Annotated in this window: 17 protein-coding genes and 1 pseudogene; 11 read left to right on the plus strand and 7 right to left on the minus strand. The window is 61.4% G+C overall.

All coding sequences use genetic code 11. The features are described 5' to 3' along the window. Positions 1–67: 67 nt before the first annotated feature. Together CIT37_RS04290 and CIT37_RS04295 are read right to left on the minus strand one after the other, a co-directional pair. Positions 68–283, minus strand: a complete 216-nt coding sequence (locus CIT37_RS04290) for a helix-turn-helix transcriptional regulator (RefSeq protein WP_011082899.1) — start codon at positions 281–283, stop codon at positions 68–70. Positions 284–644: 361 nt separating this feature from the next. After that, positions 645–803, minus strand: coding sequence for a hypothetical protein (locus CIT37_RS04295; RefSeq protein ID WP_016839828.1), 159 nt, complete (start codon positions 801–803; stop codon positions 645–647). 382 nt (positions 804–1185) lie between these two features. Here CIT37_RS04295 and CIT37_RS04300 point away from each other — a divergent pair, with 382 nt between their 5' ends. The 4 genes from CIT37_RS04300 (at position 1186) to CIT37_RS04315 (ending at position 7019) form a co-directional block, all read left to right on the plus strand. Continuing rightward, entirely contained in the window at positions 1186–2382 is a 1197-nt protein-coding gene (locus CIT37_RS04300; protein WP_026192137.1) for a hypothetical protein, read from the plus strand. Positions 2383–2554: 172 nt separating this feature from the next. Continuing rightward, positions 2555–4648: a ParB/RepB/Spo0J family partition protein gene (locus CIT37_RS04305; RefSeq protein ID WP_014490278.1), complete on the plus strand. Its 2094-nt coding sequence runs from the start codon at positions 2555–2557 to the stop codon at positions 4646–4648. A 62-nt stretch (positions 4649–4710) separates the two neighbouring features. After that, on the plus strand, positions 4711–5763 hold the full coding sequence (locus CIT37_RS04310; RefSeq protein ID WP_014490277.1) for a DUF7146 domain-containing protein: 1053 nt from the start codon (positions 4711–4713) through the stop codon (positions 5761–5763). 326 nt (positions 5764–6089) lie between these two features. Further along, entirely contained in the window at positions 6090–7019 is a 930-nt protein-coding gene (locus CIT37_RS04315; RefSeq protein ID WP_011082895.1) for a DUF2493 domain-containing protein, read from the plus strand. A gap of 75 nt (positions 7020–7094) precedes the next feature. Here CIT37_RS04315 and CIT37_RS04320 read toward each other — a convergent pair whose 3' ends face one another. Continuing rightward, entirely contained in the window at positions 7095–7763 is a 669-nt protein-coding gene (locus CIT37_RS04320; RefSeq protein ID WP_011082894.1) for a hypothetical protein, read from the minus strand. A 295-nt stretch (positions 7764–8058) separates the two neighbouring features. Between CIT37_RS04320 and CIT37_RS04325 the strand changes: the two genes are divergently transcribed. Further along, a complete protein-coding gene (locus CIT37_RS04325; protein ID WP_014490276.1) occupies positions 8059–8481 on the plus strand; it encodes a hypothetical protein in 423 nt (140 codons plus the stop codon). Between the two features lie 48 nt (positions 8482–8529). Here CIT37_RS04325 and CIT37_RS04330 read toward each other — a convergent pair. After that, positions 8530–9299, minus strand: a pseudogene (locus tag CIT37_RS04330) (class I SAM-dependent methyltransferase). A 434-nt stretch (positions 9300–9733) separates the two neighbouring features. Here CIT37_RS04330 and CIT37_RS04335 point away from each other — a divergent pair. After that, the gene (locus CIT37_RS04335; RefSeq protein WP_014490275.1) at positions 9734–9940 is read left to right on the plus strand and encodes a cold-shock protein; all 207 of its coding nucleotides are present in this window, start codon (positions 9734–9736) and stop codon (positions 9938–9940) included. A 31-nt stretch (positions 9941–9971) separates the two neighbouring features. On the opposite strand, the gene CIT37_RS04340 is transcribed toward CIT37_RS04335, so the two are convergent. After that, positions 9972–10313: a hypothetical protein gene (locus CIT37_RS04340; protein WP_011082890.1), complete on the minus strand. Its 342-nt coding sequence runs from the start codon at positions 10311–10313 to the stop codon at positions 9972–9974. 707 nt (positions 10314–11020) lie between these two features. Between CIT37_RS04340 and CIT37_RS04345 the strand changes: the two genes are divergently transcribed. Beyond that, positions 11021–11347, plus strand: a complete 327-nt coding sequence (locus tag CIT37_RS04345; protein ID WP_011084751.1) for a DUF736 domain-containing protein — start codon at positions 11021–11023, stop codon at positions 11345–11347. A 116-nt stretch (positions 11348–11463) separates the two neighbouring features. Here the strand turns inward: CIT37_RS04345 and CIT37_RS04350 are convergent, their stop codons facing one another. Then, positions 11464–11874: a hypothetical protein gene (locus tag CIT37_RS04350; protein WP_011082888.1), complete on the minus strand. Its 411-nt coding sequence runs from the start codon at positions 11872–11874 to the stop codon at positions 11464–11466. A gap of 163 nt (positions 11875–12037) precedes the next feature. Then, complete coding sequence (locus tag CIT37_RS04355; RefSeq protein ID WP_016841283.1) at positions 12038–12271, minus strand: helix-turn-helix domain-containing protein; 234 nt, start codon at positions 12269–12271, stop codon at positions 12038–12040. 231 nt (positions 12272–12502) lie between these two features. On the opposite strand from CIT37_RS04355, the gene CIT37_RS04360 reads away from it, so the two are divergent. The 4 genes from CIT37_RS04360 to CIT37_RS04375 all read left to right on the plus strand — a co-directional run bounded on the left by CIT37_RS04360 (position 12503) and on the right by CIT37_RS04375 (position 14127). Next, entirely contained in the window at positions 12503–12766 is a 264-nt protein-coding gene (locus CIT37_RS04360) for a hypothetical protein (RefSeq protein ID WP_011082886.1), read from the plus strand. Between the two features lie 119 nt (positions 12767–12885). After that, a complete protein-coding gene (locus tag CIT37_RS04365) occupies positions 12886–13095 on the plus strand; it encodes a transcriptional regulator domain-containing protein (protein ID WP_014490272.1) in 210 nt (69 codons plus the stop codon). A gap of 61 nt (positions 13096–13156) precedes the next feature. Next, positions 13157–13672: a DUF2285 domain-containing protein gene (locus tag CIT37_RS04370; RefSeq protein ID WP_014490271.1), complete on the plus strand. Its 516-nt coding sequence runs from the start codon at positions 13157–13159 to the stop codon at positions 13670–13672. Positions 13673–13875: 203 nt separating this feature from the next. Then, entirely contained in the window at positions 13876–14127 is a 252-nt protein-coding gene (locus CIT37_RS04375; protein WP_014490270.1) for a helix-turn-helix transcriptional regulator, read from the plus strand. Positions 14128–14132 lie beyond the last annotated feature (5 nt).

Genomic DNA, 14132 nt, shown 5'->3' on the forward strand with positions numbered 1-14132 from the left:
AGTCGTTGTCTCGAGCGTGCCAGCGGATTGAGTCATCATATTAGAGCGCGATTTTGTTTTTCTCAAGCTAGCTCACGTTCAGTTCTTTCGACGCACTACAAATCACCAGATTTCCCCGATCCCATGCGTCAAGCTCGTCCACCGGGTATAAGACGGCTTTGCCGATCTTGATGTATGCAGGCCCAGTTCGCATTGCGCGCCAATTCCGCAGCGTACCCACGGAGACCTCGCCACGGTATCGTGCAGACACTTCCTCCGGTGTCAGGAATTTGGACTCCGTCATTCGTCTTCTCCATCACTCCGCCGCACGAAACGTCACGGTCGAGATGACTGAGATGTTGGCACCCAGAATGACGGAAGAAAACGATATTCTCGATGACCCCGCATAGCTCGCGTCAAACGCGAGCGAGTTAACGCGTCAGCCTGCGTTGATAGCCGCAAGATAGCGTAACGGAGCGTAGCAAAAATACTTGCGGCTCTCGGCCGCAGGTACACTGACCAATCGCGAAGATCGGAAGGTCGTCCTTGTAGGAAGTGTCTTTGGTTAGAAATGCCTTGAGCTGATCGTCTCCCAACCCGTATCCGTTGTCTTTGCAGGAAACGATCATGGACTCTCGGTCGTCGAGCATGTCAGCTCGAATAAATTAGACGTCGATTTCAACCAGCATGTCCGTTTCAGAGGCGTCTTCGTGCTTGCGGATAAGGAATGAGTCGGTCGCATTTGAGATCGGTTCCTCAAAAACGACATACAGGTTCGAGCTGATCTTCGTATTCTTGATGCTGCCCCTGATATCGAACGTCATTTTCGTTTCAATCGCTGACGTTGTGGTCTGTGGAGGATCGTTCTGCCGGTGTGTGGGACGTCAAGTCAAGCTGTCGTATGAAAATGGCGAAAGCACCCGCCAGTTGGCTCCGATGTTCAGTTCCCCTTGTTTGCGCGCGCACTAACTTTCCGAGCTGGTCCATCGGGTTACGCAGCCTGTTGCTCCGATGATATGGCGAATTCCGGCGGTGCGCCTTTGAGGGGAAAGCCTTCCCCCTGGTCGGCGCCGCGGTCGCCGACGCACCCCCTTCTGCGGGGAGACCCCGCAACGCCCCCATTAGAGTGAGAGGACGGATCGGCTTCGCCGTGACGGGTTGATGATCGGAGGAGAGGCCTCCGGCGCCCGTCATGGAGATTGTCCCATGACCCAAGCAGAAGTTTTGATCGCTGCCCACGACTGCGCCGGCGGCTACAAGGTGGATGTGAGTCGCGGCGAGCGCATCGGCCGCGTTTCATCCGAATGGTTCTCGCGGCCGGCGGACGAACGCTATCTGTCCTTGTCGGATCTCTACTCCGCCGTGCGCAGCCGGAGCGAGCGCAGCCGGACCCGAACGGTCGAGAGCACCGCGATCCGAGTGGAGGCCAACCGCGACGATGCCGAGCGCCTGACGCTGATGCTACCCGGTTGCGACGCGCCGATCGCGCCGACTCATTGGAGCTTCGGTCAACTTGCCAGCTTGGTCGGAGCGCCGGCGGCTTACCTCCGTCAGCTTCCGGCACCGCTCGCTGGCATCAACCTGCAGTTCGGCCTCAGCTTTCATCGAGCCGAGCAGATAAAAACGCTTGAGGTGCAGGGCAGTCGCCTCGAGCTTCGCGCCGCGACGGGTCCGGAATATGGGCGTATATTTGACCACGAACTCGTGGCAGCTGTTCAGCGCATCGCCGGCAATGGCACGGGTGACACGCGCTGGAAGGTCCCAGGCGTGCTTGATTGGTCGACTGGCGTTTACAACCCGCGCGTCGACATCACCCAGGATACGACGACGCTCTACGCCTCCGATCGCGATGTCTTCCTGTTTCTGGTCGACGACCTCAATCCGATCGAGGCCGGCCGGCTGCCCGACGGCTTGCCGGACCTCTACTTCCGCGGCTTCTACTGCTGGAATTCCGAGGTGGGCGCGAAGACGCTCGGCATAGCGAGCTTCTATCTTCGCGCCGTCTGTCAGAATCGGAATTTGTGGGGTGTTCAGGATTTCGAGGAGATCACCATCCGCCATTCGAAATACGCCGCGACGCGCTTCGCCCATGAGGCGGCGCCGGCGCTGACACGCTTCGCGAACTCTTCGCCGATGCCCTTCGTCAACGGCATCAAATCGGCGCGGGAGCGGATCGTCGCCCGGACCGACGAGGACCGCAGCGAGTTTCTGCGCAAGGGCGGCTTCTCCAAGACCGAGACGGCGAAGATCATCGACACAGTTCTGTCCGAGGAAGGCCGGAAGCCCGAGAGCGTGTTTGATTTCGTCCAGGGCATCACAGCCGTCGCGCGCGACAAGACTCATCAGGACGCACGACTCGACATGGAGGCACGGGCGAAGAAGCTGCTCGACCGCGCGGCCTGATTCCCGGACAACCGGAGATACGGAACGGTGCTTTTCCGGTTCCGAGGCTTTCCGTCTTTCCTGTTCGTTGGCTTTGCGACGCCGCCCTCCAAAGTGAGAGGGCGGCGCTGCGCTTCGTGACGAGTTGATGTCGAGAGAGAGGCTCTCGGCGCCCGTCGCGGAGTATCATCCCATGGCGACTACCGTTCGCAAGATCACCCTTTCGCCCTCGCGCGATATCCCCTTCAACAGGCTCGTGCTGAGTCAGTCGAACGTCCGGCGCGTGAAGGCCGGCGTCTCGATCGAGGAGCTAGCAGAGGACATCGCCCGCCGGGGCCTTCTGCAGGGCCTCAGTGTCCGGCCCGTCGTCGACCAGGTCGGCGCCGAGACCGGCGTGTTCGAGATCCCGGCTGGCGGCCGGCGCTACCGCGCGCTGGAGCTGCTCGTCAAGCAGAAGCGCCTCGCCAAGACCGCCCCGGTGCCCTGCGTCGTCCGCGATAGCGGCATCGCTGAGGAAGACTCGCTCGCCGAGAACGTCCAGCGCGCTCCGCTTCATCCGCTCGACCAGTTCCGGGCATTCCTGGCGCTGCGCGAAAAGGGCCAGTCGGAGGAGGAGATCGCTGCCGCCTTCTTCGTCTCCGTCAACGTCGTCAAGCAACGCCTCAAGCTCGCGTCGGTTTCGCCGACGCTGCTCGACGTCTATGCGGAGGACGGCATGACGCTCGACCAGCTCATGGCCTTCGCTGTATCTGGCGACCACGAGCGTCAGGAAGTTGTGTTCGAGCGGCTGAAGGCGTCCCACGACAAGCAGCCCTACGTCATCCGCCGCATGCTGACAGAAGGCGCGGTCCGCGCTTCCGACAAGCGGGCGCTGTTCATCGGGGTTGACGCCTATACTGCCGCCGGTGGCACGGTGCTGCGAGATCTGTTTCAGGGCGACGATGGCGGCTGGATGCAGGATGTCGCGCTCGTCGACCAGATGGTGGCCGACAAGCTGAAGGCGGAATCCGAGACGATTGCCGCCGAGGGTTGGAAGTGGACCGAGGTCGCCCCCGATTTCGCTTACGGCCACGCTTTCGGTCTGCGACAACTTCGCGGCGAGATCGTCACCCTCACTGCCGAGGAGGAAGCGGCCCGCAACGCCTTGCAAGCAGAGTTCGATCAGCTGTCTGAGAAACACGCGGACGCCGATGAACTGCCCGACGAGGTCGACGAACGGTTGTCCGAGCTGGAAACAGCTTTGGAGGGGCTCGAGAGCCGGCCGGTTGTTTTCGACCCGGCCGAGATCGTGCGCGCAGGCGTCTTCGTCAGCATTGGCGCTGAAGGCGAGCTTCGTGTTGAGCGCGGCTACGTCCGGCCCGAAGACGAACCGTCGGCGGAGCCGGAGCCCGGTCTTGCTGAAGAAGATGGTGAGGCCGAACGGGCCAAGGCCGCGAGCTACGAAGGCGGCGAGCGCAACGTGTCGGTCGAGCCCGGCGCCGAGCAGGAGGAGGACGAGGGCCTTTCGCCCATCTCCGACCGGCTGATGACCGAGCTCACCACCCATCGGACACTCGGCCTGCGTCATGCCCTCGGTGAGCAGCCGCAGGTCGCCTTTCATGCGGCCCTGCATGCTCTGACATTGAAGACCTTCTACCACTACGGCTCGGATAGCTGCCTGGAGCTGGATCTGAAGAGCGTGAGTTTCGGCGCCCAGGCGCTCGGCCTGAACGACAGCGCCTTAGCCGAGGCGATCCGCGCTCGGCACGAGCGCTGGGCGAAGGCTTTGCCGAAGGAATCGGCCGACCTCTGGGACGCACTTCAGGCGTGGGACGGCGACAGCCAGGCGATGCTCTTTGCCCATGTCGTCAGCCTGTCGGTCAACGCCGTGCATGAACCCTGGAATCGGCGGCCGCGTGCGCTCGCTCACGCCGACCGTCTCGCCCGGGCTGTCGATCTCGACATGGCTGCGGCGGGGTGGAAACCGACCGTAGACAACTTCTTCGGTCGGGTGACGAAGACGCGAATCCTCCAGGCCGTGGTGGAGGCAAAAGGGCAGCGCGCCGCCGATCGGATCGAGCATCTGAAGAAGGGTGACATGGCTGCCGAGGCGCAGACCTTGCTCACCGACACGGCCTGGCTGCCCGAACCGCTTCGCACGCTGGGCCGAGCCATTGGCGACGAACCGGCGGTCGAATCTATAGTCGAGGAAACTCCAGAGCAGCCTAGCGAAAACAAACTGGAAGACGAAGAAGAGCGGACCGCCCACAATCAGCGAGCCGGTGAGCAGATTATGGCAGCCGAATAAGCCGTCGAGAGCAACAACAAGGTCCGCTGGCGACGGCGGACCTTTTCTTTTTGGGGATGACGATGGCCGATAACGCACACGATCTCGCACGGCGTCTCGGCCGGCAGGCTGAGTCCGTGTGCCGTCACTACCTCTCTGCCGGACGACGGGAAGGTAGCTATTGGCTCGTCGGCGACGTCCGCAATACGCCTGGCCGCTCAATGTTCGTGCGGCTCAAGCAGTCGGCGAAGGGAGCCGCCGGCAAATGGACCGATGCCGCCACCGGGGAACATGGCGATTTGCTCGATGTCATTCGCGAGAGTTGCCGCCTGGTCGACTTCAAGAACGTCCTCGACGAGGCGCGCTTGTTTCTCAGCTTGCCGCATCCAGAGCCCGAGCCCAATCAGCCGCGGCTCCGCAATTCCAGCGCGGCACGAGGATCGCCGGAGGCCGCTCGTCGGCTCTTTGCCATGTCGCAGCCGATCGAACGCACACTCATAGAAGCGTATCTCCGCAATCGCGGCATTACGTCTTTGCACGAAACCGGAAGCCTGCGCTTTCACCCACGTTGCTACTACCGGCCCGACGACCACAGCCCGACCGAGACCTGGCCGGCGATGATCGCCGCCGTCACCGATCTGTCCGGCGAGCTGGCTGGCGTACACCGCACCTGGCTCGACCCGCATGGTTTCAGCGAGGCGACGCTGGGCAAGGCGCCAATCGACACGCCAAAGCGGGCGATGGGCGACCTGCTTGGTCACGCTGTTCGATTTGGCGTCGCTGGTGAAGTCATGGCGGCCGGTGAGGGCATCGAGACGATGCTGTCGCTCCGCTGCGCCCTGCCGACCATGCCGATGGTCGCAGCTCTCTCGGCAGCGCATCTCTCCGCCGTCCTTCTTCCGGATACGCTCCGCCGGCTCTACATCGCCCGGGACGACGATCCTGCCGGTGACGGCGCCATGGCGACCTTGATGGATCGGGCGCAGGAGGCCGGCATCGAGGCAATCGTGATCTCGCCACAGCTTGGCGACTTCAACGAGGATCTTCGCCTGCTCGGATTTGACGCCCTTCGGGCCGCAAGCCGCGTACAGATCGCGGCGCAGGACGTCGCGCGCTTTATGGAGCTGGCGGCATAGCCGAAACGGGATGAGGGGCGACGCGGCCGCTTCGTTACCGCACGGTCGGTGAACGTGTTTCCCCTCGGCGCCAGAGGACTGCCCCACGGCCTTCTGAGAGGGCGATCGGGCGGCAGGCGGCCCGGACCGGCAACCTCGTGGGCCGACTATTTTCCGTCGGCGGCAGAGCCGCCTTTACATCGCGAGACAAAATAGTCGGCCCCCTTCGGTCCTCCGCCAAGGCTCCGGCCCTCCGCTGCGCTGCGGGTGCAAGTCCGTTCCGCCTGCCGCTTTCGTCGCCATGAAGGCCGCGATGGGCGCGGTCGATCCGACGAGGGAAAACCGCAATGACCGCCGACCACGACAACGATTTCGAGCCGCACCACAGCTCATCCCCGACCGACCAGGTCCTCCAGGAACTCCAGCTCCATGGCTACCGTCCCTTCCACGATGATCCCGATCCCCGGGGGCTTCCTGAAGCGCGAATCCTCGCCGGCAGCGTCGCCGACATCTTCGATGCCCTGGTGGTGGCGCTGTCCGATACCCGTCTTGAGCCCGACCTCGACGACCTGCTCTGGTCGATGGTAAACGTCTTCCATCGTGCGATCGACAGGATCGAGCGCGAGCTCGACGATAACGAGCTGGCCCAGCAGCGCTCGCAGCGGGAGCAGGACGGCAGCGAAATCAAATCCGTCGAGCTGGAGCGTCTGACGGCAGAAGGGCAAACGCTGATCGAGCGACGCAACGCCTTCGAGCTGATGCGCGACCAGGCCGCCGACGAGTTCGAACGCCACGCCCATTCCGCATGGCGGCCGCGCAACGGATCGAAGGTCAACCACCGCAATCTGACGTCAGCGATGATCGACAGCCGCGATTTCCTGGCCGCGAAGAAGCGCGCCGAAAATCAGGTGCTCATGCCACGCGGACCGAAAGTCGCGCTCACCGGTGGACTCGACTTCAACGACTACCGGCTAATTTGGGCTAAGCTCGACCAGGTGCACGCCAAGCACCCGGACATGGTGCTGCTGCACGGCGGATCGCCCAAGGGCGCCGAGCTGATTGCCGCCAAGTGGGCCGACAATCGCAAGGTCCCGCAGATCGCCTTCAAGCCCGACTGGACAAAGCACGCCAAGGCCGCGCCGTTCAAACGCAACGATGCGATGCTGGAGACGCTACCCATCGGCGTGATGCACTTTCCTGGCACCGGCATCCAAGACAATCTCGCTGACAAAGCGAAGAAGCTAGGCATCCCGGTCTGGAGGTACGGCGGCTCGTGAGCGCCGCCGTACCTTGTCGTGCAGAACGACAGACGAAATGAGAGCCCAATCGTGCCATGAAATGCCTAGCTGCCCTCAGGCGTCCTGATCATAGTAATGTGAGTCATCAATGGCGCCCGACGTCTCCAGCTCCGGCCGCATATAGCCGGTTCGACCGGCCACACGCTCAAATGTTATCATCGTCGTGAAAGCGATCGAATCCCCGTGGAACGGCTTATCCGGATCGTTCTCTCCATTGAGAGAACCTGAGACATTTGCCACGAGCACATCGTCTCCGACGTCTAGGCTTACTTTGTCTATGTAAAGCTCGTCAAAAAAAGCATTCGTCATAGCCATCTCACCCGAGAGAGCGTCCTCGATCATCATGGGATCTTCTTGAATGAAGGATACATCGATATACTCCTCGAGATCTCGGGTGTACCAAACCTCACCTGAAAAGTAGCCGTTTGCGTTAAGAAAGCTCGAGAGCAGCGAAGCCAGCTCGTCAACATTGGGTAGACCTGCAGGGAGACCATTGAGGTGCTGCACGCGCTGATCCATCAAGCGCAGATCAGGCATCAGGATCGCGGCTTTATCCAAAGCCGCAAGCTGATACTTCGGCTCGGCCCTTAGAGCCGCCGCGGTACCATAGCCGAAATACGCAGCCACGATCTCGTGGGCGTGACCTGATCCGAGCTTGCCGCCGGCCAGATCGTTGAAGGTCATACGCAGAAAGTCTGCGCACTTCTTTTGGATGGTAGACATGGCAAATCCATTTCACACCGGCGTCTTAGTGGCAGTCACAAGCGCTTCATGACCACCGCGCGCCGGCAGAATGGTTGCCGTTCGGGTGTTCGATTGGGAAATCGAGATGCCGCCTTTTGGGTCGCTTGCAGCCCGGGCGATCGGCTCCTGACGCTCAATATGGTCATTTTGTCATTCGCCCGCAACCGGATTTGTGACGATTCCGGTCGCTGGCATTTGCTGCTATACTGCGTTTGCGCCGTGGTGGTGGTGGAAGGCGCGACCGTCAGACCCCTATCTCACGGAGCCCACCACCATGATTGCCTTGGGACCACTGCTTATTTTCCTCGCCATAGGCTTCTTCGCCTGGCTACTCTTCACGCTTGCGGTCTTCGCGGTGCCCGTCTTCGCCGGCGTGACGATTGGTCTTCGGGCCTTCCACACAGGGGCTGGCGCTCTGGGCGGAATCGCGGTTGCGTTCGCGGCTGGCGCCGTAACCTTCGGCATCGGCCAACTCGCGCTCGCCCTCGTGACATGGGCTTGGCTGCGGCTCTTAATCATCATCCTCTATGTCGCGCCCGCGACCGTCGCCGGTTACAGCGCGACGCATGGAATCGCCCAGATGGCGATGTCTTCGCCCACCTGGCAAACGGTCTTCGCGATCGCCGGGGCCGTTGCGGTCAGCATCACGGCCTTGGCTCGCTTCACCGGCATGGCCGCAGACGGGCCGGCAAGATAGCGCTTGACGCCGGGCTGATATCAATACCGGGGCGGGCCCGGCAGGAACCTAATCCGGCCGGATATCACGAAGGCTTCGAAGCTTACCGCCGATCGATGTGGACGCAGATACAATCAGCATCATGGGGCGAGTTCTTCGGCCAATTGCGGCATCTGCTGGATCTGCTCGCGTGTTGGGGCAAACTCCTCGATCCGCCGAATTTGAAGGCCTGCGCCGATCAGCGTATTCAAGGTAGTGCCAAGTGTCCTGTGGTATTTCAGAACGCCCTTGGCAAACCAGTCCGTCCGACGTTCGCCCTCGACGGAATATCGATTGACCGGCCAGGTTTTGCGGCCCTCCTCATCGGAAATCCAGTGCGGATGTGCCGCGGCCATGAAGATCGGATGCTCAATCGTAAAGACGAAATGCCCGTCAGGAACGAGCGTTTTGCGGATCACATGTACGAGACGGCCAAAGTCCTGAACATAGTGAAAGGTCAGTGCGCTGTAGGCGAGGTCGAAAGCCGCCTCAGGGAGGTCCAGTGTGTCGAGATCGGCGATGCGATACTCAATGGCCGTATCCGCTGTGTCCGCCCTGGCACGCTCGATCATGTTCTGCGACAGATCGAGACCCAGAACCGAGGCCGCGCCCTGCTCGCGCATCCAGCGCGAGGCCCAGCCGAAGCCACATCCGAGATCAACGACACGTTTCCCGACCAAATCGGGCAGCATGGCCCGGATCGCCGGCCATTCAGGAGCGCCGTCCAGCCCATGCACCTGCCGGGGCAATTGGCTGTAGCCAGCGAAGAAATCGGGATTGTCGTAGATATTCTGCGCCATATCTGCCTGCTATTCGGCTTTTCGCTCTGTGCCGCTCCGGATGATTCTTACGCATCCAAGTCGAATTGTCGCAGTGGGCTGCGCCATTTGACGAGCCTATCCGGTCAAGCTGCTTCTCGCGCCGGAAACGAAAAACCCCGGCATGAAAGCCGGGGCTCCCGTGATGCCACGACGTACATCCGGCCGCGACAAGCAGGCGACAGTTAGCACGGAGTTTTCGAAGAAAATGTGACCTTCGCCTCGTCGTTCTTGAATGCCGGCCGATTTCAGCGTGCTCGTTCATTTCATCGAGTGGGGCACTCTATTTCTTCTGTCCAAGACCTACGAACGGGCGGGACAACGGATCCCATCGAGCCGCTTTCGCGCGGAGACTTGCGATCGGCTCGTTCAATGATTTAGATGGGAAGGTGTTTTTTCTTTTTGGAGCAAATGACGTGGCGTTAGGGACTGTTAAGTGGTTCAACCCGACCAAAGGCTATGGGTTCATTGCGCCGGACGACGGTGGCAACGATGTTTTCGTGCACATCTCGGCGGTAGAGAAGGCCGGCTATACCTCGCTTGTTGAAGGCGCGAAGGTCAGCTACGAGCTGGTGATGAACCGCAGCGGCAAACAAGCCGCAGAAAATCTCCGCCTAGGATAAGGCGCAGCTCGACGTCCTGGCATACTTTGAGCTAGCCTGAATCTCGTGGTTTTGAGACCTTTGGAAGATATCCTAGTTGGCGCTCGAGGGCGGCCAAAGTCGAGTGGGCTGAATCCAAACGTGCGGTCGCCTCAGTTAGGTTGGCCCACGCTTCGTTCTGCCGCGAGACAGCTGCCGAGCCGATCTTAATGCTATTCTTAAGACACCGCGTGTCTTGGCTGCGTAAGGCGCGCCCCAATTCAGGCAGTATCCTGGTCACCGCTCGATGCGCGGAACGTTCTTTTCGCTCCAGGCGGCCGACCACGGCGAAGGCCTCACGATAGTTCCATATCGCTTCGATGGCTCTGTTTTCAAGATCGCTTTTGTCGCTCATCCGGTTCTCTTCTCACTCGAGCTCTTAGCGGTCATCATTTGCGCGAGATCCTCCTCTGGGTCCGCGCGGCGAATTGTCGTAACCCCTGTAGGGGCGGGAAGGCCTGGCGCAAGCCGGCAGCGTCCATTGGAAGGGGCTGACTCGATCAGACATCCAGCGTGCTCGCATTCTAGTCTGTGAGCTTCACACAGAGCGGCCAAGCATCGAGACACGACCGATCATCGCAGAGTGGCAGTTTCGTGGCAGTCGTTGTGCGGCATCGACCAAACGGTGACGGATCACAACTACGGCCAGCCGCTCTCGTGAATGGGGCGTGCTGCCGACGCGCGATCGCGGAAGCGGAGATCCGTCCGTCTCGATTACAGAGGGCTAAGCAGCATTGGATTCGTTGGGCCAGCTCTCTCGGTGGGCTCCCAAATCGCCACGTTCTCCTTGATGTCAGCTCTGTTTGGATCGAGCGCACCAACGGCCTCTTCGATGGATGGATCTGGCCGAAGGACGGCTGAAGCCTCGACCGCCTTTGGCGCAACAGCGGCGTCACAACTTTCTTCCCCTGCCGGCTGCGCCGCCATTCCTCGCGCGAGACAAGAAAGTTCCTCCTTTGCTGTCCAGCCCCTTCGGGGTGCGCCGTCGATCGCCTCCGGCCTGTCGATCACCATCGAGGCCGCAAGGTGCGGGCTCGAAAACAGAGATCAAGGAGAACTACCATGGCGACCATCGGCACCTTCAAGAAGACCGGCAACAACGAGTTCAACGGCGAGATCGTCACTCTCTCGCTCCAGGCGAGGAACGTCCGCATCGTCCCCGAAACCAGCCGCTCGGGCGACAACGCCCCCAGCCACCGGATCTATGTCGGCCGGGTCGAGATCGGGGCCGCCTGGTCCAAGCGCTCCAACGAAGGCCGCGATTATCTCGGCCTCAAGCTCGACGATCCGAGCTTCACCGCCCCGATCTTCGCCAACCTCTTCGCCGATGAAGAGGGCGAGGGCTTCAGCCTGATCTGGTCTCGCCCCAACCGTCGCAACGGCGACTGAGCCGATCCGCAATGCCCCGCCCGGCTGGCCCGGGCGGGGCACCGCCACGCTGAGGAAGCGCGAAGGCACCTCGTTTGCCGTGACGGCGCAAGCGGCAAGGGCGTAACCGATGCCGATCAGCGGCCGCGTGCCGATTTGATTGGACGTCTTTGGTTGGCCTCGATCACGCTCTCGACGATGTCTTCCCAGTCCGGACAAATGGCGACGAGACGATCCAGCACTGTGGGATCCCGTTCGATCTGGCCAAGCGCCTGAGCGCGCCACTGGTCGTTGAAACTAATGCTCATCAGTCCCAGGCATTCGACAACCGAACTGTCGGGGAGCAAGTGCTCCATCGTTGCCGTCACTATGCCGGTCCACTGTTGGATCAGATGCCACGGCTCCGCCTCGCGCCGCGCCTCCAACTTCTCTCCGAGCAGGCCAATCAGCGCAAAGAACCGCGTTGGCCAAGGTTGCGGCCTGAGTTCCGTGACCAGAGCATCCACTGTCTCGCGAATGTCGGCTGGCAAGTGCTCGTACAGAGTCATGAGGCCTACTCCATCTCCCCAGCATGCTCGTCCGTTTCTGAACTAGGCATGCGCTTTGGAGACAGATCAGATTTACGTAAAGCCGACTATCAACTTATGCGTGAGGCAATGCGGAGTTGATTCACGACGTGCCGGTGTTGCGGTGGGGCACAAAATTGTCGCGTCATCGAGCCCGATGGGAATGAACCGTCGTTCGCTTGACGAGATCGGTTGCTTCGACGCCGAGCGCCTCCGCGATTCGGCCAAGCACGGTCACGCTGGCCGACACATCTGCGCGTTCAATTGCGCCGACGTAACGGACGCTTAGTCCAGCGCCATCGGCCAACTCTTCCTGCGTCATTTTCTTCACATGACGTATCCGACGCAGATTGACCGCCATGACCTCCTTGAGATCCATGGCAACAAGGGAACTCACATCGGAATGATCGTTCCAGGAACGATCGTTCCGATTCGTGCGTCACTGTGCTATTCATATCGTCTGGCTAGGCCCTGGTGTGCCGCTTCCGGGGAGCGCCGCGATGCGATCTGCGCATCACGGCACAATTCGAGTGTGACGATTTCCCAGCTTGCAAAGTTCTGGAGCTTAGATGAATTCTAATCGCTGCATCAATGCTGAGGGGCAATTGCAATGAACGGCGCGCCATTCCAGGACCGGCCGCCAATAACGGATCGCGTCAACGCCTATGACGAGAAACATCTTGCTATCTACGTTCGGTTGTTGATGGCCGAAGAGGAGGGCGCCGACTGGCGCGAGGTGGTCAGCGTGATCTTCGGCCTCGACCCCACGCGCGAACCAGATCGTGCCAAAAATGTCCATGATAGCCATCTCGCCCGCGCGCGATGGATGGTGGAAGCCGGATATCAGGGCCTTTTGGAACCGCGGATGCAGTGATTTGCGCCCCAATCACGCAAATTGCGATCTCGCGTGATGCAACCTCCGGGTCTGGTCTCTTGTAGCGTCTTTAGGGATCGTGGTGCGGGGCACAGAACAAAAAGACGAGAAGACAGACCATGCCGACCCAGTACTGGCGCTCGCCGGAGACCATCGAACGCCTGAATCGTCTTGAGCGCCCGGGTTTTGCCCTCGAATTCCTTCGTCGCAATGCCGACTACCGCCGCGACTTCGCCCGCACTGAGCGACAGATCGCGCGCGGCGAATCCGATCCCAACACCATCCGAACCAGTTTCGCACGTCGATGGAGGTTGCGGTGTCGCCCATGACCCCGCCTCTCCGGTTTGGCCCGAACCAGCCATTTGGCTGCCCGAGGCATCACCGGGAACATTGATCCTGACGCCCGCGCCGCCGGACTTCGAGACCGTTCATTCGATTGATCGCAACGCTTTCGGACTGTCGATCGTCGGGCGGACAGATGCTGACGGTCGCGAGCTGGTTGTCGCCGACGGCTCGGGTGAGCTCCATGTCAGTTTGCGCGACGAGCAGGCCGCGCGCCGTCCCGCCGTGCTTGTGCCGCTCGACGGCATGGGCGAACTGCGGGCCGACGTGGCGCTACACTTCGTGCGTCGCCTCAGCGGCCAGCGCACCGGTCTTCTCCCGGCGGCGCTGCGGCTGACGTCGTTTCAGAAACGGCGACTGATTCAGCTCCTGCACGCCTTCGACGTCCACGACCTGGGTGGCGGCCCGCGAGACGTGGCAGCGAAGGTGCTCGCCTCCGACCACGCTCAGCGCCGCTCGGTCGAGTGGAAGGATTCTCATGCCCGCCGCAAGGCGAACCGGCTCATTCACGATTCAATCGCTTTGGTCGAGCGCGGCTATCTGAAACTTCTACGCGGCCTCTGATCGGCTCCCCGATTCCTTCAAGCCATCGACCTGATGAGTTAGTTGCGCCCCGGTAGTACGCCTGGCTTCGCCTGGTTGCGACGATGGGGGGACACAAACGTACGTCAATTTTCGTCCACCCCCAACGCCTGAACTCTCCGCCACTCTGGCCCGGACATGCCGCGACTTGGCCGCGGCACTTCGAGGCAAGACGGAGATCTCCCATGCTCGACAGGCCTGCGCAACTCGCCACCCGTTACGTGCGCACCCCCGAGGCCGCGCGCCTCCTCGGCATCTCGCCGCGCACGCTTGAAAAATATCGCTGCCATGGCAATGGCCCGACTTTTCGCAAGCTCGGCGGCCGCGTTGTCTACGCCATCGGCGATCTCGAAGCCTGGGCCGATCAGGCCGCCTGCAGCTCAACGTCGGATCCGCGCTACCTCGAAGCGCGCGCCGCCGGCAACGCGCATCGCTAAGGCAA

Origin of the sequence: Bradyrhizobium ottawaense (assembly GCF_002278135.3) — a bacterium.
GTDB lineage: Bacteria > Pseudomonadota > Alphaproteobacteria > Rhizobiales > Xanthobacteraceae > Bradyrhizobium > Bradyrhizobium ottawaense.